The 22,794-nt window shown below is 40.3% G+C and carries 16 protein-coding genes; 7 read left to right on the forward strand and 9 right to left on the reverse strand.

Going from position 1 to position 22,794, the window contains the following annotated elements:
* Positions 1-208: 208 nt before the first annotated feature.
* Positions 209-2,116 (reverse strand): tetratricopeptide repeat protein, encoded by a 1,908-nt coding sequence (locus IM475_RS03545; protein WP_287726707.1) that lies wholly within the window; start codon positions 2,114-2,116, stop codon positions 209-211.
* A gap of 51 nt (positions 2,117-2,167) precedes the next feature.
* A complete protein-coding gene (locus IM475_RS03550) occupies positions 2,168-2,452 on the reverse strand; it encodes a hypothetical protein (protein WP_287726708.1) in 285 nt (94 codons plus the stop codon).
* A gap of 534 nt (positions 2,453-2,986) precedes the next feature.
* On the opposite strand from IM475_RS03550, the gene IM475_RS03555 reads away from it, so the two are divergent.
* The 3 genes from IM475_RS03555 (at position 2,987) to IM475_RS03565 (ending at position 6,025) form a co-directional block, all read left to right on the forward strand.
* The gene (locus IM475_RS03555) at positions 2,987-5,083 is read left to right on the forward strand and encodes a caspase family protein (RefSeq protein ID WP_287726709.1); all 2,097 of its coding nucleotides are present in this window, start codon (positions 2,987-2,989) and stop codon (positions 5,081-5,083) included.
* A gap of 256 nt (positions 5,084-5,339) precedes the next feature.
* Positions 5,340-5,606 (forward strand): hypothetical protein, encoded by a 267-nt coding sequence (locus IM475_RS03560; protein WP_046661765.1) that lies wholly within the window; start codon positions 5,340-5,342, stop codon positions 5,604-5,606.
* On the forward strand, positions 5,603-6,025 hold the full coding sequence (locus IM475_RS03565; RefSeq protein WP_287726710.1) for a type II toxin-antitoxin system VapC family toxin: 423 nt from the start codon (positions 5,603-5,605) through the stop codon (positions 6,023-6,025). The genes IM475_RS03560 and IM475_RS03565 overlap by 4 nt, the downstream gene beginning before the upstream one ends.
* A 419-nt stretch (positions 6,026-6,444) precedes the next feature.
* Here the strand turns inward: IM475_RS03565 and IM475_RS03570 are convergent, their stop codons facing one another.
* A complete protein-coding gene (locus IM475_RS03570; protein ID WP_287657936.1) occupies positions 6,445-7,326 on the reverse strand; it encodes a tetratricopeptide repeat protein in 882 nt (293 codons plus the stop codon).
* 121 nt (positions 7,327-7,447) lie between these two features.
* On the opposite strand from IM475_RS03570, the gene IM475_RS03575 reads away from it, so the two are divergent.
* Positions 7,448-8,932, forward strand: a complete 1,485-nt coding sequence (locus IM475_RS03575) for an efflux RND transporter periplasmic adaptor subunit (RefSeq protein ID WP_287726711.1) — start codon at positions 7,448-7,450, stop codon at positions 8,930-8,932.
* Positions 8,933-9,229: 297 nt separating this feature from the next.
* Complete coding sequence (locus IM475_RS03580) at positions 9,230-10,447, forward strand: ABC transporter permease (protein ID WP_287657934.1); 1,218 nt, start codon at positions 9,230-9,232, stop codon at positions 10,445-10,447.
* A 60-nt stretch (positions 10,448-10,507) separates the two neighbouring features.
* Here the strand turns inward: IM475_RS03580 and IM475_RS03585 are convergent, their stop codons facing one another.
* The gene (locus tag IM475_RS03585; RefSeq protein ID WP_002753251.1) at positions 10,508-10,939 is read right to left on the reverse strand and encodes an NUDIX domain-containing protein; all 432 of its coding nucleotides are present in this window, start codon (positions 10,937-10,939) and stop codon (positions 10,508-10,510) included.
* A 231-nt stretch (positions 10,940-11,170) separates the two neighbouring features.
* On the opposite strand from IM475_RS03585, the gene IM475_RS03590 reads away from it, so the two are divergent.
* Positions 11,171-12,100, forward strand: a complete 930-nt coding sequence (locus IM475_RS03590; RefSeq protein ID WP_287657931.1) for an NAD(P)H-dependent glycerol-3-phosphate dehydrogenase — start codon at positions 11,171-11,173, stop codon at positions 12,098-12,100.
* 304 nt (positions 12,101-12,404) lie between these two features.
* Here IM475_RS03590 and IM475_RS03595 read toward each other — a convergent pair whose 3' ends face one another.
* From IM475_RS03595 to sir, 3 genes are all read right to left on the reverse strand, one after another.
* Entirely contained in the window at positions 12,405-13,658 is a 1,254-nt protein-coding gene (locus tag IM475_RS03595) for an AAA family ATPase (RefSeq protein WP_287726712.1), read from the reverse strand.
* A gap of 3 nt (positions 13,659-13,661) precedes the next feature.
* Entirely contained in the window at positions 13,662-15,437 is a 1,776-nt protein-coding gene (locus tag IM475_RS03600; protein ID WP_287726713.1) for a tetratricopeptide repeat protein, read from the reverse strand.
* 113 nt (positions 15,438-15,550) lie between these two features.
* On the reverse strand, positions 15,551-17,488 hold the full coding sequence (gene sir / locus IM475_RS03605) for a sulfite reductase, ferredoxin dependent (protein ID WP_287726714.1): 1,938 nt from the start codon (positions 17,486-17,488) through the stop codon (positions 15,551-15,553).
* Positions 17,489-17,684: 196 nt separating this feature from the next.
* Here sir and IM475_RS03610 point away from each other — a divergent pair, with 196 nt between their 5' ends.
* A complete protein-coding gene (locus IM475_RS03610; RefSeq protein WP_287726715.1) occupies positions 17,685-20,084 on the forward strand; it encodes an ATP-binding cassette domain-containing protein in 2,400 nt (799 codons plus the stop codon).
* Between the two features lie 193 nt (positions 20,085-20,277).
* Here IM475_RS03610 and msrA read toward each other — a convergent pair whose 3' ends face one another.
* On the reverse strand, positions 20,278-20,940 hold the full coding sequence (msrA, locus tag IM475_RS03615) for a peptide-methionine (S)-S-oxide reductase MsrA (protein ID WP_287726716.1): 663 nt from the start codon (positions 20,938-20,940) through the stop codon (positions 20,278-20,280).
* A gap of 135 nt (positions 20,941-21,075) precedes the next feature.
* On the reverse strand, positions 21,076-22,725 hold the full coding sequence (locus tag IM475_RS03620) for a DUF6930 domain-containing protein (protein ID WP_287657922.1): 1,650 nt from the start codon (positions 22,723-22,725) through the stop codon (positions 21,076-21,078).
* Positions 22,726-22,794: the final 69 nt, after the last annotated feature.

Here is a 22,794-nt window from a genome sequence, read left to right on the forward strand (position 1 = left end):
TAATTGTTGTTAAAGTTACATTTTTGAGTTTTAATTTTAAATTTAACTCTGGAATCTCAACAGCTAACTGTTGTTCTAATTTTTCTTTTTCTTGATAAGATAGCTCTAAAGTCTTCTTAAAATTAGCTATAGTTTCTAATGGTGCAAGACCATTAATTTCTTTATGAGCAATTTGTTTGCGGAGTAATCTAAGTTGCTCAAGTTGGGACTACAATCTTGAATATTTCTTTTCTAAAAGTTTATCTTTCTGAGTTAATAGAACTTCTGTACTGATTCCTTTAGCCTGTAAAATAATTTCAAAGAGTGTCTTAATCTCTGAGATATCTCCAAGCAAAAAACGATTGATAATACTAAATCTAAGATATACACAACCTTTAAGAACTGGAATATAACAATCTAGCCTTACTCTCTCATTACTTATAGAAATCATTAGCCAAGCAAGTTGCTCAAACTTTTGTTGACTCTCTTTAAGCTTGTTAAGAGCTACATCTGCATTGCCTTTCGTTATTTCTAGCCATGTTTGATTTAAAACAATCAAAAATTTAGGCGATAAAAACGAATCGAAAGAGAATATTGAAACTAAATTGTTACAGATTTCCTCTGCTGCTTGATATTTAATTTCTGCATCTTCATACCTTTTTGAACCATAGTAGAGCCAACCTAATTTATTTAAGGCTTGAGCATATAAAGATAATCGAGACTGAAAATTATAACTATCTATAGAGCTAGTTTTAGTTGATATTTCTAACACATCCTTTGCTTTAGAAAAGTTTGCAGTAATTATTGGTTCTGCCTCATTAAGACCCTGTAACTCTGCATAAGCTAGAGCTTTGTTTATAAGACATTCGGCGTATCCTGTACGATATCTTTCTGACATAGATTGTTGTTTTTTGAAAATCATTTTGCTGTCAGAAAGCTTGCTCGGCTCACCAAATAAATTGATGTTTAATTCGGCAATATTTGAGTGATTAATTTTTTCATAAAAACTGAGAGCTTTATCATAGTTTTTTATGGCTTCTTGATAAAATTTGGCTATTTTTTTTGATGGATAAATCATTCCATCTGCAACATGAAAAGACAAATTAATATGTGAAATTTGATTCAATTTTAACTCAGCTATCATTACATACAATTCAGCAAGAATAACGGTTTTAATTGCCTCTAAAAACAATAATTTAGTTTTAGATATTTTTTGTATAAATCTAGAAATTTTTTGATATTGTTTCTCAATTAATGAAGCATTTTCTCCGATAGAAGCCAAGTTATTTTTGAATTGTATCCAACTCAAAAATTGTGAAAATAACTGAACTTTCAAACGATATTCAAAATATGCTATATCCCAGTAACAATTAAGAATATGAACAAGTAGGAAAGTTGGTATAAGAACAATCAACATATATAGTTCGCTAATAGTTTCATTCTCATCTAGATAAGGGTAAATACATGGAAGAATTAATGTTAAAGCTATAATTATTTCCTTAAAACTCATTATAAAAGGATTGCATAAAATATTTTTTAATAAATTATTTTTGGAGTGCGTTAAAGTTTCTTCAATCTCATTTTCAACTTTTATTGTTTCTTTGTTGAAGATCAATCTTAGACAATCATCTATATTATTAAGGGTTATATAATGACCAATTAAGCTCGAAATAACAGCGAATTTAACAAAGAGAGACAACCATTTATTGTTAGATGCTTTCTGAACCACATGAAGTGTTTCTTCTAAATACTGTTTTCCATACAATTCATTATTTCTCAAAATATAAAAATTAGCTAAATCCAATCTTTTTTCTATATATAATAAGAATTTTAATATATCTTTACGATAACCTAAACTACTTTTAGTATAATTATTCAAGGCTTCTTCTAATCTCCTTACATCTATACTATCTTGTTCTCCAATTTCTTGATAAACAGTAGCTAAGTTAAAAATAAATGTCGATCTATTATAATGCTTTTGGCCATAAACCCACTTACACCGCTCAATGTTACTGTTGGTCACTTTAAGGGCTTGCAGATATTCACCTCTTGACCAATGAAACTCCCCTTTGGCTTCAAACATACCTATATATAAGTAAACAAGCACCTGTAAAACAACAAATGGGACACTCATCATTATCAGAATAGAATAATTCCCATGGAATCCAGTATAAATATCATACCAATTTCAAGATAACCAGCCTATGATTTGATAGTAACATAAGAGAAGAGAAAAGGGAATCAACCCTAAATTAAAAATTGATGATAAATTAAGTAAGCTATTTATTTTTTTTGTTAGAACAACCTCTCTAAATCTTGGGATGAGTTCAACAGAATGAACAATAAAAACTAAAATCCCAGCTACCAACAAAATGGCATGAGATATTGAAAAACTTTGAGCAAAAATCGAGATCAGCCCACATACAGCTATCCCAATAATTCCACCTATATTTGACCAAAACTTAGGAATCATTTTTTTATGTAACGGATTTAATCCGTCAGTAGTGTTGAATTAAAAAAGGCTTTTTAGCCACCTGAAAAATCTGGCTTCCTATCAAAATGTATTATAATGATACATTTTACAGACAAAACCCAAGAGAGCCATTATGTGGATGCTATTATATTCAACTTCTCCAAAATTGTCAAGGAGCTACCTCGACCTGTAAGGATTCAGATGCCTCAAACAGTCACAGAGGGGCTTATAAAATCTCAGAACTTGCCAAATTCACAGTTTCCTTCTCAATAAGCACGAAAATTAAAACTTTCAGCGTTTCGATCATGCGAATTTCCAGAGAAGGATAATTTTGCTATAATTCAACCAAATTATGACACAGCATGGGCTTGACTGATTTTTGATTTTTGTAGGACCTGACCCTTATCGAACTTTTTTGATCGAATGCTCCATGCTCCAAAAAGCCTGTGACGTAAATATCTTAAACAGCCTGTCCCTCTGTCAAGATTTGATTTTATAATTGCCAAAGACCAAGAGAGCCTTGCAAACCTTACTATGACAGATTCAAGACAAAAATCTCCACAATTATATGGGCTACTTATCGGAATTGACCACTATCTGCCCAATCAACTCCCAGATGGAAGCTTATATCAGAACTTAAAAGGATGTGTCCGAGATATTAATCAGGTAGAAGCGTTTCTTCAACACAAGCTTAAACTACCGTCTGACAATATACTCAAGCTTACTGCTTCTCAGGACACATTCAATAACCCTATTGAACCACCAGAACAGTTACCCACTTATGAAAATATAGTAGCCAAATTTCAGCAGCTTGCTAACATGGCACAACAGGGGGACAGCGTCTATATTCACTACTCAGGACATGGAGGACGCGCCACTACCCTCTATCCAGAGGTTAAAGGAAAAGATGGTATTGATGAAGCTCTAGTGCCTACTAATATTGGCAATCCTAACACCCGATACATTCGGGATATTGAACTAGCTTTTCTACTGGAAAATTTAGTCAATCGCCAACTTATTGTTACACTTGTCCTAGATTGCTGTCATTCAGGAGGGGCTACTAGAGGAAATCAAACAGAAATTCGAGGAATTAACGCAATTGATACGACCATTCGATCCAGTGAGAGTTTAGTTGCGTCTAGAGAAGAATTAATCACCGCTTGGCAAAAACTCAGCCCAACACCTACCCGAAACCTTGCCGTCAATGGTGGAATGTTACCTGATGCAAAGGGATATGTTTTACTTGCAGCTTGTCGTCCCTCTGAGTCTGCTTATGAGTATGCCTTTGAGGAAAATAAACGTAATGGAGTCTTGACTTATTGGTTATTAAAGTTTTTAGATCATCCCAATCCAGAGTTAACCTACAAAGTTCTTTATGACTATCTTTTAGCAAAAATTAACAGCCAGTTTTCCAAACAAACACCGATGTTATTTGGCGAGGGAACCCGCTTAGTATTTGGATATGAAAAACGACCTATACATCAAGCTGTTACCATAATGGAGGTGAAGGAGGAACAACAACAAATTAAAATTAATGGGGGACAAGTACATGGGTTAGTTCAGGGTTCTCAGTTAGCTGTTTATCCGTCAGGAACAGATTTTACTAACATTGAAAAACGATTGGCGATCGCTGATATTACCAGTTTGGGAGCAACATCCTCTTGGGCTATAATTAAGCCTCTATCTGAGCAACCACAACAGCTAAGACAAATCACTCAGGGAGATCAAGCGGTTCTTCTCAATCCTAACTCTATTAGCCTAGTCCGAAAAGTTCGCTTACTTTTTTTAGAATCTTACCATTTTTCAAGTATCAATTTCAAACCATTTTTAGAAACGATTAATCAAAAAATAGCTGAAACAAATTGGTTAGATTTAGTTTTACAGAATGAAAATGCTCATTATCAAATAGTTATCAATCAATCAGGAGAATATGAAATCTGGGACTCAGGAACAGAAAAAATTAATCTAAGACCTGTTCTAAAGTTTAATGATCATAATGCTACGACTACCCTCATTAATCGTCTCATTCACTTAGCAAAATATCAAGGAATTTACGAACTGAATAATTATGATTCACTCAATCCTTTAAAAAAAGCTTTACAAGTCGATTTATTTGAAATTCCTCCCGATTTTCAAGCAGGAATCCGTCCTGACTTACATAATCCTTGTGATATGTTAAACATAAAGGTTAATGAACAGTTTATTGTGAGGATTAAAAATAATTCATCGAAACGTCTCAATGTTACTCTATTAGTCTTACAGCCAGATTGGAGTATTTCTCAAATATATCCATCTGATGAAGTTAGCTCATTTGAAGAATTTGAACCAGGACAAGAAGATATTATTACACTTCAAACCAGTCTTCCTGAAGGATTTAAGCAAGGTGTAGATATTATTAAAGCTTTTGCGACTATTGATCCGACTAATTTTCGTTGGTTAGAATTACCTTGTTTAGATCAGCCACATTTTTCTAAGCAATTGAGAAATTTAGAAGAAGCTAAAAACCCCTTGGAAGTATTACTAACTACTATTAATGAAAATGGTAGCTCTATTCGTAATTTAAAACCGGCTAATTATCCTAGTCAAAAATGGATAACAACACAAAAAAAAGTGACGGTGATTAGGGATTAAAGATTAGATATTAAAGTTAAATTAATGATAGGTGTGGTGCGTTAAGACGGATTGTTAGATGATTAAGTAGGGGCGAAGCATTCGGACAATAACCTATTACTGAAACCCTCGATTTCCTATCCGAATGCTTCGCCCGTACCCCGAATTTTTCTCTAGCAAACTCAATTGGGGATGGGGGAGTGAGTGCGATTATCTGTAGTGCGATCATGGATTTTAAGCTATAATCAAAGATATTGATTTATCCCATGAGGTAACAATGTTATCGATTAATCTAGATCGAGAAACCGAGAACTATCTAGCAGACATCATTTCCGAAGAGAATATTAGCTCAGAAGAACTTCTGAAAAAACTCATTTACGAACATTGGCAAAGCTTAAAACCGCGTAAAACTTTATTACAACGCCGGGGAGGTCATCCTCAGCATCTTTTAGAAAATGCCCCACCTGATTTGTCATTGCGAGAAAACCGCAAAAAAGTAGTGGCAGAATATATACAAAACCATCATCAGCAAGATCATTCATGACAAATTATCCCCCCAAAATTATTACAGATAGTAGCATTCTATTCGCCTATTACAGTTCCCAAGATAATTATCATCGGGCTGTCGTCAACTTTTTTGAACAATGTTCCAGCGACTTGATTACAACTGTTGCTTGTATAACAGAAGTAATGTATCTTTTAAGCCATGATTATCGAACACAAAATGAATTTTTAAGTGATTTATCCCACCAGCTTTATCAATGTATTCCCCTTTTACCACAAGATTTTGCCAGAATTATACAACTCAATGAACAATACGCTGACCTACCAGGAGATTTTGCAGATCTATCTTTAATTACTATTTCTGAAAGACTTAATATTTCTGCAATTATTACCTTAGATAGTGACTTTGATATTTATCGCCGTTATCGAAAAGAACCTTTTGAACGAATCTATTTATAACAATAAAATTTCAGAGCTATGTCATTCTAAAATGTGATGTCATCAAGGGGAAGCAACCCTTCATCTATATCAGGAAAATTGTCTGTAATGTCTGGCAAAGTAGTCAGCAAAGAAAGTAGAGAAATGTAAGACAGAGTCTTAGATATGCAGACATTCGGGACATTTATTATCATGTTCTGTCACCGCAATTGCCCTTGATTGCTTTGCCATCATCCTAGGCCTTTCAAACCCTTAACTGTAATAATTGTACTGTATGTGGGGTTTGCGGCAAAAAATTTGTTGTTTTGCTAATAAAGTCCCAAAACCATTTTTTAGCAAAGCTGCTACCGATATTCAGCCAGCCCTAATTAGTTAGAGCAAGCCTCAAGAATTCCTAGCAAATTAACTAAGGGGTTATCTTGATGCTTGCTGCTATCAGCTTAATTTTCTTCGTCCGCTTCTGGGGTTGGTTGTGGTAAACGAGCGATAAAATCTTTCATTTTAGGATGATTAAACATTTTCTCCGTGTCTTGCAGAAGACGTTGACCCCAGAGATTTTCCTCTAAAAATTCCAGACTGACATAACGACTATCGCTAGTGAGAGCGGCCTGAGCTAATTTGATGCCCTCCTCGGTTTTACCTTGACTATAAACAGCCACTGCAATAGCTAACTGAGGTTCCAGCTGTTTAGGATCGATTTTCAAAGCGGCCCGCCAATCTTTAAGGGCCGCTTCCTTGTCACCCTGTTCGTATTTAACTAAACCAATATTATTAATAGCGGGCCAAAAATTTTTATCTTGACTAACAGCTTTTTCGTAAGCTGCAATCGCCGCAGGATATTGTGCTAACTTGAGATAGGAATTACCGAGATCAAAAAGAGCGGGGGAGATATCGGGTTTAATTTGCAAACCCGCTTCAATCTGGGCAATAGCAGACTGGTAATCCTGATTCTGAAAATAGGCACTACCGAGGGAAAATTTAATATTAGCTTGGGCCTCGGCGGGAGCAAGGGACAAAGATTGATTTAATGCCTCAATGCCGGGTTGCACCTGATCGTCTTGCAGATATAAACTACCGAGAATAAACCAAGTTTGATAGAGATGGGGGGCTAACTGCACCGCTAACTTAGCCCGTCCGAGGGCCGCATCGGTACGACGAAAACGAGCTAATTGGATGGCATCTTCGGCCATTTCAATTCCCGCTTGTTCCATCTGTTCTAACTCCGGTTCGATGGCGTAGGGGAGTAGCGCTTGGGAAAAAGCCGGCGGGCTGCCAGCGACGAAAAAAATGAGCAAAGAAATGATTAATTGAAGTTTTGGCACAGTTTACCCCCGCGATAGGCCTTTTTTAATCAGTCTATCTCGCTTGGGAGTTGTTGGCTAAAGAAACAACAAAGGCAACTCTAGAGACGTTAGTATATAACCAATTACTTTTGGCTGATCGATGGCAATAACCGTGTTGGGAAAATCAAATCGCCCCCTATTTTGGATATTCGGACTCATGGCTAGTGGTTTTCTGGCGGTGGGAGTGGTTTCTTATCGCTTGCTGCAAACTCCTCCTCCTGCCCTAGAATTGGCGAAAATGACCGTTCCTGCTCAACGGGAAACCCTCGCTGTGGAAATTAAAGCTAGTGGTAGGGTGGAACCGATCCAAAGTGTTAACATTAGCCCGAAAAACCCCGGCCGATTAGTGCGATTATTGGTGGATCAGGGCATGATTGTTAAAAAGGGACAAACCCTCGCCGTCATGGATAATTTAGAGGTGTATGCCCAGGGGATGCAGTCAGAAGCGCATCTGCGGGAAGCTCTAGCCAGTCTGGAACAGGCTAAACGCAGCATTCCCGAAGATATCCGGCAATTACAAGCCCGATTTTATCAGGCACAGGCCAGTTATAAGCAATTAGAAGCCCGTTTAGCTCAGGCCAAAGAAAGAATTCCTAAAGATTTAGACCAGCTGCAAGCTCAGGTACAAGCAGCCCAATCCCGTTTTCGACTAGCAGAAAATCGGGTTAAACGCAATGAAAATTTAGTCCTGGAAGGGGCGATCGCTCAAGACCAATTTGATGCCGTCCTCAATGAATATCTCAACGCTAAAGCCAATTTAGACGAATCGATCCGCCGTTTGGAACAAGCGGATAAAACCGCTTCCCCAGAAGTGGCCGGAATTGAGCAGGAAATGATAGGAGCGGCAGCAGCGATCGCAGAAGCGAAATTTGCCCTCGAACAACGCCAAAAAACCCAAGAAACCGAGCTGGCTCGACTAGAATCATCTGTAGCGGCCGCCAGGGCCGATTTAGAGCAAATCAAGATTCAATACCGCGATACGGTCATTACTGCTCCCTTTGATGGCATCGTCACCCAAAAATACGCCACCGAGGGTTCTTTTGTCACTCCCACCACTTCGGCCTCTAGTACCGCTTCCGCCACTTCCACCTCGATTATCGCCCTAGCATCGGGATTGGAAGTAATTGCTAAAGTGCCGGAAGTAGATGTGGGTTTATTGCAGCGCGGCCAACCCGTGCGAATTGTCGCCGATGCTTTTCCTGAAGAAGTCTTTGAAGGTCGAGTTATTCTCGTGGCTCCCGAAGCAATTATCGAGAATAATGTTACTTCTTTTGAGGTCAGAATCGGTTTGGTGACGGGACGGGACAAACTCAAATCGAAAATGAATGTGGATGTAACTTTTGTCGGCCAGCAGTTAGATAATGCCCTCGTCGTGCCGACTGTAGCCATTGTCACCCGGGAAGGCAAGTCAGGGGTTTTAGTTCCCGATGCCGAAAATAAACCCAGTTTTAAACCCGTTTCGATCGGTTTGGTCCTAGACGATAAAACCCAAATTTTATCAGGTTTGGAAGCTGGAGAAAAGGTCTTTATCGATCTCCCCGAAGGGTCCGAAGATACCTCGAAAACTAATAAAAAATCTCAATAATTTCTCTTAACAAATATCTTCAAATTGTCTTTTTTATGATATGGCAGTTTCAGTAATCAGTAATCAGCTTCTGAAGGCAAGAGACAACAGGCAAGAGGCAAAAGACAGAATCGGGCAATTCTCCCAAAAGCTTTTAGCTTAACAAATTAGGTTTTAGATTCGGCCTTTGTTATCAGATGTGAGTTTTCAGTTCACTGATTACTGTTCACTGAAAATACGTCCCAATTCATAATTCATAATTCATAATTCATAATTCCCACTTCCCACTTGCTAATTCATAATTCATAATTTCCCTATATGTTTATCATCGAAAGTTTAAAAATGGCCGTCTCCACCCTAAAGGCCAATAAAGTGCGTAGCGGCCTGACCATGCTAGGAATTATCATCGGTAACGCTTCGGTGGTGGCCATGATCGGTATTGGCCAAGGGGCGCAAACCTTAGCCAATGACCAGTTTGCTAACTTGGGACCCAATACCATTTTTGTGGTGCCGGGGTCGCGACAAGCACGCAATACCACCGTTGATTTACCGAAAACCCTGGTTTTAGCCGATGCTCAGGCGATCGCCGAACAAGTTCCCACCGTCGCCGAAGTCGCCCCGGAAATAAACGCTCGTTTCCTGATTTCCTATCGTAATCGCAACATGACGGCTCTAGTGACGGGAAGCACCTCAGAATACGCTTCTGTCCGCAATTTTACCCTAGAAAAAGGTCGTTTTATCAATAATATCGATCTAGCACGCAACAAACGGGTAACGGTAATCGGCCGTGAAGTGGCAGCGCAACTTTTCCCCACCCAAAATCCCCTCGGTCAACAGCTGCGGATCAAAAATCTCAGTTTTGAGGTGATCGGGATTTTAGAGGCGAAAGGCTCCTTTTTTGGCAATAATCAGGATGAAATGCTGATTATTCCCCTTAGTACCATGAACTCGCAACTGGTGGGCAAAACCTCCCCCTACGGTGTCGAGTTGAGTTGGATTAGTCTCAACGCGCGATCGGGGGAGGAAATCCGCGCCGCTAAGTTCCAAATCCAGAATCTCCTGCGTTTACGCCATAAAATCGTCGCTGAGGATGATTTTCGCGTCGAAACTGCTAAACAGATGATCGAAATCTTCGGTACGATTACCAAGGGTCTAACCCTACTTTTGGCTCTAATCGCCGGTATTTCCCTAATTGTCGGTGGTATCGGGGTGATGAATATTATGCTGGTTTCGGTTTCGGAAAGAACCGGGGAAATCGGACTAAGAAAAGCGATCGGAGCCAGAGAACAGGATATTCTCTTACAATTTCTGATTGAATCAACTCTCGTTTCCATCGCCGGCGGTGCGTTTGGTATTCTCTTCGGTGCAGGAGCGATCGTTCTCGTCTCCAGTTTCTCTCCCCTGGCTGCCACTGTTTCCGCCAGCGCCGTCGCCCTGTCTTTGAGCGTTTCCACGGGTATTGGTCTCTTTTTCGGCGTTTTTCCCGCCTATCGTGCCTCTAAATTGGAACCGATTGTCGCCCTCAGAAGTGTATAATTTTTTAAGTTTTTTCGGGGACGTTTTTGGCAAGGATTGCTTTTATAGCTAAGTTGGGGTTTAATGTGTGGGACGGATTTTATAGTCCCGATAACGACGATAATCATTGAGGATGCGATCGTGATCAAAGCATAAAGGTTGGGGGAATTCCCAGAGATGAAAAATCCCGACTTTTTTGGCATCATCGGCAGCGATCGGTTTTCCTTTTGCCGTGGCGATAAAAACGATACTAATGGTGTGTTGACGTGCATCGCGGCTAGGATCGGAATAGACGTGAAATTGCTCGATTAACTGCACCTGCAAGCTGATTTCCTCGTAAGCTTCCCGAATTGCCGCCGTTTCCACCGATTCGCCGTAGTCCACGAATCCCCCCGGAATTGCCCAGCCAAAGGGCGGATTTTTTCTCTCAATTAGTACGATCGGACGGTGGGGCGAGTCGATCAGTTCGATGATAATATCAACAGTAGGGGCAGGATTGCGATAGGTTGTCATTTTTTTCAGTTGTCAGTGAACAGTTAAGTAAGTAGTTATAATTAAATTGAAGATAGATTTTGCCTCTGATCCCCCCTGCCCCCCTTGATAAGGGGGGTGTCTGACAACTTTTAACACCTACCTACTTATCGGTAATCGGTGAATAATTTCATTTAACACTCATAACCTTAAAATCGAATGCTTTCTAACCAGTCACTGATCAGGGATCACTAATAAGGAGGGGAATAAAAGTTGTTAGAAAATGCCAAGAAAATTACGGTTATAGGTGGGGGAATTTGGGGGCAAACTCTGGCTAATTTGGCTAGACTTAATCACTTAGCTGTTAGGGTTTGGTCGCGTCATAGTGGGGAAGATTTAGGGGCTATTATAGCAGATACTGAGGTAATTATTTCAGCAGTTTCGATTAAAGGAGTTGTTCCCACGATCGAACAATTACAGCAATTACAATTAAATTCTCGCACAATTATCGTCACCGCCACTAAAGGATTAGAGCCAATCACCACTCGTACCCCTTTTCATCTGTGGAATCAAGCTTTTCCCGCTAATCCCCTTGTGGTTCTTTCCGGTCCCAATTTAGCTAAAGAAATTAATCAAGGTTTACCCGCTGCGACGGTGGTAGCAAGTTATCAGCAAAAAGCAGCAATATTGTTACAAAAATTATTATCTGGCGAATCTTTTCGGGTTTATCTGAATAGCGATCCCTTGGGAACAGAGTTAGGTGGCACTCTTAAAAATGTCATGGCGATCGCTTCTGGGGTTTGTGATGGTTTACAGTTAGGTACTAATGCCAAATCTGCCCTATTAACTCGCGCTTTACCGGAAATAATTCGGGTGGGAACTTGTCTAGGAGGTTGTCAAGAAACTTTCTTCGGTTTATCGGGTTTAGGGGATTTATTAGCTACCTGTAATAGTCCTTTATCTCGCAATTATCAAGTGGGTTATCAATTAGCTTTAGGTTTATCTTTGCCGGAAGTTTTGGCGAAATTAGAGGGAACTGCCGAGGGAATAAATACCACAGAAGTTTTGATGAGAATTGCCCAAGAAAAAAATTTATATGTACCGATTACCTGTCAAGTTGATCGTCTTTTGCGCGGGGAAATTTCTCCCCAAGTTGCCGTTTATGAATTAATGCGTCGCGATCTAAAAGCAGAATTTGATTAAGAGACAAGAGATTTTTCAGTAATCAGTAAAAAGTAATCCGTGAGGGGTTGGGAAGTGGGGACGAAGGTTTAACGATTTGCTTTGTTGGTCATCTTAGTAATCAATAAAGTATCAAATAGCCCCAACGGGATTCTCCATTTTTTTAGATAAAGATAGTGCGTTAAGCAAATTATTGTTATTAACAAATATTTTACACACTTCATACAAGATAAGCACCATGGCTCACCACCACTACCCAATCATTACCTAGTTGCTTTTTTGCTCGATCGATTTTTATAACTCCCCTAATGGCTTCAATTATTATTTACTCAGACTGAGACTCAGGGAGTAACTTAGGTTGAAATAATTGGGAAGGAAAAAAACGAGAACCGCTTTGATCTTCTTGACGAATTAATAATCCTTGTTCTTCCATCGATTTAAGTTGGGGCAAGAGAGCAACAAAGGTTATAGCATCAAGTTTAGCCAAAGTTTGATCAGAAATATTCTCACTAATGCCACCGGCTTGATGAGCAACGTATAATAAATGACGAAACTGAGGACTTAAATAATCAGTAAAGTCTTTTTGAAGGATTTGCCAAATTGAATAAAAAGCAGTTTCATCAATAATTTCATATCCTTCTGAAGCAGCTTGCCGTAATACTTTTTCACAGATAGTATTCAGTTCTCGAGGAATTCCTTGAGCGTAACCCGTAATTAAATTGATGACTTCCTCTGTGAAAGGATAGGGATCATTTCGCTGTTCGTTTCTGGCACTATTAAGATAATTAATAGCAATGTGACGTAAATCATCTTGACTCATGGGTTCAAGGGGAATATCTTCAGAAAAGATACCAAGGGCTTTTAAGGTTGCTTCTTGAAACTCGGTAAAGCCTCTTCCTGTCATGATAAATCCCCGATGTTTTCCCATCCGAAATAAATCTAAACTACTTTCTAAAATTGTCTGGACAACAATGGGGTCTTTTTTGTCAAAATCATCAATAGCAATAACAATACGAGAATAAATTTCTTCGGCTCTATTTAATAAACGAATGAGTAAAGGATAGGGATCAGCATTGGCAGTGGGAGTCAGTTGATTAGCAGGGGATTCTTCCTTTTTGCCAAAGGATAAAAAGCCTAATTTAACTTGTCCTTCAGTAGTGGTTTTATTGCGTTGAATAGAATACCCTAAAAGCGTATTAGCAATGTCTCTTGATTCTTGATCACTATCCGCTAAACTATCGGCTACAGCTAATAATAAAGCACGATAAAATTCCGTGGAATTTTCCCCAGGGATACTGCTAATATAAAGCAATAACATTTTTTCATTTAATTGGTTAACTTCCTGTTGTAACTGGTTAATTAAATTAAAAATCAAAGCAGTTTTACCAATACCCCAAGCCCCCCTAACTAAGATATTACGTCCTTCATAGAGGGTCGGAATAACTATATCTAAAACTTGATCTCGTCCATAAAAAATCTTTGCTAATTTTTTGCGATCATCGGGGGGAGTTGGTCGAAAAGGATTTTCTATAAGTCCCCATTTTTTGAGAGTTGATTGATAACGGCTGAGTCTTGACATTTTTTACGCAGATTGTAGAATTTTTAGTAGATAATTAATTTCCTCTAGTCGTTCCTTATCATTGTTTTCTTGATAATATGTTTGTGCCTCTTTTAAATGACTACAAGCTTGGGAAATCTTGCCAATTTGTATTTCTAGATTGCCCAGTGCAGTTGTCACAGAAGCCACATTATCTTGATCACCCAAACGACGGAATAGACGTAAAGAATCTTTAAAATAAAGTCTTGCCTGTTCGAGCCTACCAGTGCGATGATAGAGACGGGCAAGTTCCAATAAAATTGGAGCCAAACTACTAATATCCTTTTGTTTTTGATAAAGTTGCTGACAATTTTCTAAGTGTTCAATAGCTTCTGTATAATATCCGCCCTCAAATAAAGCTTTTCCTAATTGATAGGAATAGTTAAAATATAAGGTTTTGTCTTCGGTTTTTTCAATAATTTCTCCAGCTTGTTTATAAGAGTTAATTGCTTGTTGAATGTCTGTCACTTTACCAAGAAGTTTAAATCGTTCTCTGAGAGTATTGGCTAAATTATATTGTGTCTCTGCCCAATCTCTTGGAAAGGCTTGACGGGTATAAATTTGTAAGGCTTCTTGATAACAGACAATTGCATTTTCGATATTCTCGGCTTTATTGCCTCTAATTCGTTCACTGTAAGCATTGCCTAAATTATTTTGAGTAGTTGCCCAGTCAAGAGGAAAGACATCAAAAGTACGAATTTTTAAGGCTTCTTGATAACAGAAAATTGCGGTTTCTATATTCTCTACTATGTCTCCTTGGATTCTGTTTATGTAAGCAGACCCCAGATTATTTTGTGTTACTGCCCAATCTTGAGGAAAAGCATCACGGGTCAACACTTCTAAAGACTGGTTATAAGCAACAATAGCTAACTCTAGATTATCTGCCCTTTCCTCTCTGATGCGTTGACTATAAGCAGCACCCAGATTATTTTGTGTCCTTGCCCATTCATAAGGAAAAGCATCACGGGTATAGACTTCTAAAGACTGGTTATAAGCAACAATAGCTAACTCTAAATTTTCTGCCCTTTCTCCTCTGATGCGTTGACTATAAGCAGTACCCAGATTATTTTGTATTACTGCCCAATCTTCAGGAAAAGCTTGACGGGTATATACTTCTAAAGACTGGTTTAATGCTGCTATAGCTAACTCTAGATTATCTGCCCTTTCCCCTCTGATGCGATTACTATAAGCAGTACCCAGATTATTTTGTACCCCTGCCCATTCATAAGGAAAAGCATCACGGGTATAGACTTCTAAAGACTGGTTATAAGCAACAATAGCTAACTCTAAATTTTCTGCCCTTTCCCCTCTGATACGATCACTATAAGCATTACCCAGATTATTTTGTATCATTGCCCATTCATAAGGAAAAGCATCACGGGTATATACTTCTAAAGACAGATTATAAGCAACAATAGCTAACTCTAAATTTTCTGCCCTTTCCCCTCTGATACGCTTATTATAAGCATTCCCCAGATTATTTTGTCTTGCTGCCCATTCATAAGGAAAAGCATCACGGGTATATACTTTTAACAGGGTGTGATAGCCTGTAATAGCGATTTCCAGATTATTAGCCCGACTTCCCAAGGGAGACTCTGAAATATCAATTAACCCCGTTGCATAGTTTTCCATCACCTGCAAAAATTGGGGGTCAATCAATTCCTGATTTGCTTGCAGAATATTATTGAGTTCCTCATCATCGGCACGAGCAAGCAACTGTTCAATTAAATTCACATAAGCTTGAGCGCGTTGTTCATTCATTGCTTTGATTGTGATTGATGTGATGATGTGATGGACGATGATTTTTTCGACAGACCGACCCTATGAATATACTAATTAAAAAAAGGTGGGTTAAGTCCCACCTTGATAACTGATTAGGATTTTTGGCTGAAATAGGCCTCTAGCGCCTCATTGATGATTTGATTCATCGGCCGTTTTTCCGTTTCCGAAGCTTCCTTGAGACGGACAAACATATCATCGGGGACGCTGACACGGTTTTGATTTTTACGCACGCGTTTGGGTTTTGATTCAGTGGTAGTAGTTTCGGTCATTTTAGGTGTGTAGGTGGCTGAAAATGCTTGTAAAGCAGGGAAATTGACTCGATGACAGAATTCTCCGAAGGTTTCGTTATTTTGTTGATCCTGTTGGAAGTAAACGAAAATCGGTTCTAAGACCTTTTCTAGATCATCGATCGCCATTTTATCCAAATAGGGGCGCGCTAGTCGAGTTTGATCGGCTGTTCCCCCTAACCAGAGTTGGTAGGAATTGGGAGCGCTACCCACAAATCCTAATTCTGCCATATAGGGACGCGCGCAGCCATTGGGACATCCTGTCATGCGGATGACAAATTGCTCTTTGCTTAATCCTAAGCGATTAAGCAGGGTGCGAATGCGTTCAATCACGCTGGGTAAAATTCTTTCTGACTCAGTAATCGCTAATCCACAGGTGGGCCAAGCGGGACAGGCCATGGCATAACGAGTTAAAGGGTCAATTTCGGCGGGATTAGTGATAATTCCGTGTTCTTTCAGGATCGCCTCGATCGCTTGCTGATCCTTGGGTTCAATTTCGTAGAGAATGATATTATGGTTAGCCGTCAAGCGCATGGGTAACTGAAAACGCTCGATAATCACTTTTAAAGCGGTTTTTAGCTGAAAACTGCCTTCATTTTTAACCCGGCCATTCTCCACAGAAAGACCAAAAAATAATTTTCCGTCTCCCTGTTCATTCCATCCCAAAAAGTCTTGATATTCCCAATCGGGGAGGGGTTGGTAGGGGGCAATTTTTTGGCCGAAATAACCCTCAACAGTGCTGCGGAATTTCTCTACTCCCCATTCTTCGAGGATATATTTCATTCTCGCATGACGACGATCGCCGCGATCTCCGTAATCTCTTTGAGTTGCCACGATCGCTTTTACCAGATCGTACACATCTTCTTTGTCTACATAACCGATCGGATCGGCCATTCTGGGGAAAGTTTCTTCCTTATTGTGGGTTCTTCCCAGTCCACCCCCCGCAAGGATGTTAAAACCCTGTAATTGACCGTTTGCGTCGGTAATCACCACTAAACCGATGTCATTGGTGTAGATATCGATGGAGTTGTCTCCCGGCACGGTGACACCCATCTTGAACTTACGGGGCATATAATGTTGACCGTAGATCGGTTCGATCGGATCGTTTTTGTTAATGCCATTTGTATCTTTTTGTCTCGATGCTTTGACTTCTGGCGCTTCTTCTGCACTGATCACTTTTTCGCCATCGAGCCAAATTTCGTAGTAAGCTCCAGTTTGGGGAGTGAGCAAATCGGCGATATTATTGGCATATTCCCAAGCATAGCCGTATTCGGGGCGATTTTTGTAGGGGGCTGGCGGTGCGGTGACATTGCGGTTAACATCACCACAGGCCGCTAAAGTGGATCCCATACTGCGGATAATTTCCCCGAGGGTAGCTTTGAGATTTTTCTTTAAAATGCCGTGTAATTGGAAGCCTTGGCGGGTTGTCACGCGTAAAGTGCCGTTACCGTAGCGATCGGACAAACTATCGAGGGTAAGATATAGTTGCGCGGGAATAAAACCCCCCGGACTGCGGGTACGCAACATCATTTGATAGTCTTTTTCTTGACCTTTGGCTCTATTGTCGCGATTATCCTGTTGATAGGAACCGTGAAACTTGAGGATCTGCACCGCCGCATCGGTAAAATGGGTTGTATCTTCGAGGAGTTCACTGGCCAAAGGTTCTCGTAGATAATTACTGCGTTCTTTGATACCTTCGACTTTAGAAACCTTGGCGGTAGGAGAAATAGGAGTTGTAACCATCGTCTAACAGCACGATAACCTGTGGATAGGTCTTAGGAATAGGAATTTAGACAAGCTCGATCAATCCTAAGAAGTTTTACTAAGATGATCTCTAGAGTTCGTTCCAGACTCTGAGGTTAACAGTAGCGATCGAGACCTTAATTCTATCTTAGCTTCTTACCGTCCCCCGCGAACGCCATCTACCGATCGAGTTTTTATGACCAATTCTCCTAACATTAAAACGGTTATTAGTCAAGAACCCTACATTATTCTTAACAATCAGGGAGAAATTCTCCCTTCTATTAATCTGAGTCGTCCTAATTATAAATTGGGTCGGGATGGTCAACAGGTGGATTTAGTTGTTCCCCAACACTGGACGGTGGTGAGTCGAGTCCAAGCTTGTTTTCGTCGTCAGGGAGATGATTACTATATCTACGATGGAGACGGGACTAATCCTAGTTCCAATAAACTTTTTATCAATAATCGCGTCATTACTCCCAAAGAGGGCTATCTTTTACAAAATGGGGATGAGATTAATATCGGTCAAGATGTCAAAAATTGGGTCAAGATCACCTATTATCATCCTAACCAACCAGTAAAAAGCCAATCTTTAGCTTTTAAATCAGTTTCCCTAAGCAATCGTAGTGTAGTTTTAGGACGAGATAATGCTGCCACTGTGGTTTTAGACGCTCCGACAATTTCCCGACAACACGCGATTATCGATAGCGATAACCAAAATCGTTATATTCTCTACGACAAAAGCACCAATGGAGTCTTTATCGACGGAGAAAAAGTATCGGGTAGTGCCATTTTAACCAACGGTTGTACGGTGAGAATCGGCCCCTATAGTTTTCGGTTGCAAGGAGATGAATTAGTTTTATTAGATACGGGGGATAATATCCGTCTGGATGCCGAAAATATCGTCAGGATGGTGCGGGATAAAAAGAAACAACCTTTGATAATTCTCAATCATATCTCCTTACCGATCGAACCGAGTCAATTAGTGGCGATTGTCGGGGGAAGCGGTGCGGGAAAATCGACTTTATTAAAGACTTTATTGGGAATTGAACCCACCACCTCGGGGACAGTTTATCTGAATGGGGAAGAGCTGCGCCAGAATTTTAATATCTATCGCACCCAAATCGGTTATGTTCCCCAATACGATATCGTCCACAGGGATTTAACCGTGGGAGAAGTGTTATATTACGCTTCTAAATTAAGGCTACCTCCCGATCTTAATTGCCAAGAAGTGATCGAGAAAACCCTAGAGCAGGTGGAATTGTTAGCAAGAAGAAATACTTTAGTCAGAGACTTAAGCGGTGGTCAGTTAAAAAGGGTGAGTATTGCGGTAGAATTATTAGCCAATCCCAAATTATTCTTTTTAGATGAACCCACCTCGGGATTAGACCCCGGTTTAGATAAAAAGATGATGGAATTGCTGGCAAAATTGGCCAAAGAAGGCAGAACAATTCTCCTAGTCACCCATGCTACTAATAATATCAATCTCTGCGATCGATTAGTTTTTCTCGGTCAAGGAGGCAATTTATGTTATTTTGGTTCTCCGGGGGAGGCCTTAAATTTTTTCTCTTTACCTCAGGGGGATTTTGCCGATATTTATATTCATCTGGAAACTAGCGAAAAAGTTGAGCAAGAATGCCAACGTTTCCAACAATCCGACTACTACAAAAATAATATTGAAGCAAGAATCGGTAAAGTATTTCAGCAAAATAATAGTAAACCACAACAGGTTCAACAATCTTTTTGGCCACAACTACAGGTCTTATGTCAACGCTATAGCCAATTAATTATCCGCGATCAGGTTAGTTTAATTTTATACCTATTAACCGCCCCGATCGGAATTTTATTAATGGCTATGGTTTTAGGTGGCAAAAATCCTTTATTTTTGGGAGATAATCCTAGTTTTGATGAGGCTATCCAATCCGCACCTTTAGCCTTAAAAACTCTCTTTGTTTTTACCTGCGCGGAATTATGGGTAGGTTTTGCCTGTTCCCTACAGGAAATTGTCAAAGAATCGCCAATTTATCGGCGAGAAAGATTAGTTAATCTGGGATTATTACCCTATTTATTCTCAAAAATTCTGGTTTTAGCAGCCTTAGCTTTTCTGCAAACAATTGTAATTACCTGCGTGATATTTTGGGGATTTACTGACCCGCAACCAGAATTAATGACCTGGTTAACTGGCTGTTTTGTTACCACATTTTTAACTATATTTGCGGCGATTAATCTCGGTTTATTAATTTCTGCTGGCGTTAATAATATCACCCAAGCAAATAGTGCCTTACCTTTAATTTTAATTCCTCAGATTATCTTTGCTGGGGTATTATTTAACTTAGAAGGTCTGGGAAAATATCTATCATGGTTGATGATTAGTCGCTGGTCGATTGCTGCCTATGGGGTATTAGTAGAGGTGGAAACTATGATTGCAGAAGCAAAAGAACAAAATAGTTTTAATTTCCCTTTACCCTTTGAGGATACCAATCAAGTTTATCAATTATCTATCAATAATTTGTTATTGAATTGGGGAGTATTAATTCTTCATTCTCTTATTTATTTTCTCCTTACCTCTTGGTTGCAAAAAAGAAAAGATATTTTATGATCTGAATGATATAGCGGTTCTCACACCTGGGTGTGACAGTTAAACCTTTGCTGATTAGGCTTTTCAACATCGATAATGTACCTCTTGCGAACAGGAAACGCTATAAATTATGAATGATAAATTATGAATGATAACTGATAACTGATAACTGATAACTGATAACTGATAACTGATAACTGACGGCTAACCCTACTTAATTTAACTTCAGATCAAGAGCGATCGGACATTCCACTTTCGTTCCCCCTAAACCGCAGTAACCGCCGGGGTTTTTAGCTAAATACTGCTGATGATAAACTTCAGCATAATAAAATTCAGGTGCGTCGATAATTTCCGTGGTAATTTGACCATGGCCCGCTTTATTGAGAGCTTCTTGATAGATCGATCGAGATTTTTCCGCTAATTGCTTTTGCTGGGGACTATAAGTATAGATACCCGATCGATACTGAGTTCCCGTATCATTACCCTGACGCATTCCTTGGGTGGGATTATGACTTTCCCAGAAAACCTTTAACAGTTGTTCGTAGGAAATCACACTGGGATCATAGACCACTAAGACCACTTCATTATGCCCAGTCATGCCGGTACACACTTCCTGATAGGTGGGATTGGGGGTGATACCAGCCGCATAACCTACGGCCGTGGTGTAAACATCTTCTAATTGCCAAAATTTCCGCTCTGCTCCCCAAAAACAGCCTAAACCAAACATTGCGGTTTCCATACCGGCGGGAAAGGGGGGCTGCAAAGGATGACCGTTAACGTAGTGGCCGCTAGGTACGGGCATTTTTTCCGATCGCCCGGGTAGTGCTTCCCTTGCTGTGGGCAAAGTTACTTTTTTTCCGAATCCGAATAACACCATAATTAAGAATTTGTCCAGAAAGTTTTACTTTACTTTACATTGTCGCTTAATTTTAGGGATTTCAGTGATCAGATTAGAGTTTTCAGTTCACTGATTACTGTTCACTGAAAAAAGCTCCGTCGCTGCCGGTTCAAATTAACCGAAGTGAGGCATAAGAGTCAAAACCCCCAAGTCTAAATCTTTACTATCGATCGATTTTGCCTCGTAGAGGGCTAACATATCGTTTAATTGGGGATTACCGCAGGAGGAACCGGTTACGCCCATGGCAATAATCAAACCACAATAACCCTCGGTATTTTTGATGCGTTTTTGCCAATTGCGGCGTGCGTTACGGTGGTCGGGATCGTCTTCCTCAAATTCCCCAAACAGATAGAGATCACCATTAGCCATTTTCAGAATCCCCAGATCATAACGGGTATCTTCGAGGGGATCTTCGCCGGGGTTAAAACCAATGGCCGCCAAACCGCCAGCTTGTTCGATTTTTTCGATCAGTTCCTTGGCTTTCGGTCGGGAGGTCTGGATCATAACCACGGGGAAACCCTCTCCTTTTGTGGGTACGGATTGGGGTTGATAATGGACTTTTGGACGACTGCGAATTTTATCTAATAATTGCCAGGGAACCATTCCCAGACTGAGATGTGCATTATCAGGGACTAGATTCTCCTTGAGTACGGATTCTTCCTCATCATCCTCATCATCGTCGTCGTCGTCCTCCTCCTCCTCTAAGAGTTGCATAAATTCCGCACATAGATCGGGCATCGTGGCTACTGTCACCGCCACGGTTTCCCCTTTTGCTTGTTCGGGATCGATGGGAATGCGAAAACGACGCTGTAATTCTCCGATCGGTTCTTCGGATAAAGCGGATTGATTGCCTTTAAAAAAGCGCAACAGAGCTATTAAAGCTAAATATACCGTGATTGCTTCTTCTTCATCTAAATAGGGGCGAATACCTTCGTAGGGATGCACGCTGCCGAAAACTGGATGGATTTGGGAGGGGGCGGCCGAGGCTAGATCGTAGTCATCCTCATCATCATCCTCATCATCATCGGCCAATTCGTAGCTTAAAAACCAGCAATCTTGGGAAAGAAAGGCCTTTTCTAATCTTTCCATCGATTTTTCTTCTAAAGCGGACTGCCGGAATTGTTTGAGGGATTCTAGGGAACGATAGAGAATGACTCCGTATTCCCGACCGAGCATTCCCATGACACAGGCGTAAAGATTCGGGAAATCGGAGCGATCGAGCTTAATTTGCAAAATATCGTAATCGGCTAAACAGGACCAGGGTTCAGCTTTCCAAATTTCGTGAGCGGTTTTCACTAAAGCGGACTGCCAAGCGGGAGGAATTGCCGGGGGGCGGTTATTTTGGAATTCGTCGAATCCACGAAAGAGATCATCGATCAGGGGCAAACTGGGGACATAATCGATGGTGATATCGAGATCTTGCAGTACTCCGCGCAGAAAAAACTGTGTTTCTCGATCGCGGACGATAATTTTTTTCGGTCTGGCTGGCCGGGCGGGACTTTGCGGTGTTTCGATGGCGCGGATTAAGGTTCTGACCATGGCCTCCGGCCCGGTTTCGGGGGAAACTACTTCCATAGAGCGTACACAGCCCTCGCTACCATCCACCCAGATCACGCACTCGCCGCCGCTTTCTTGATTTGGTTCTAAGGTGGCCCGGGGCATTCTCTCGGATAAGGATAAAGCACGACGATCTCCTTCCCAAACACTGGGAATTTGGGGAATTTTTTTGAGGCGGCTTTGGGTTGTCCGGGGCAGAAGATTCATCGGAAAATTTAGGGGTAGCTGTGTTAGGATTTTAACCTTTTCTTTTCAAGGATTCCATAGAATTATTCT

Origin of the sequence: Microcystis sp. M061S2 (assembly GCF_020245605.1) — a bacterium.
GTDB lineage: Bacteria > Cyanobacteriota > Cyanobacteriia > Cyanobacteriales > Microcystaceae > Microcystis.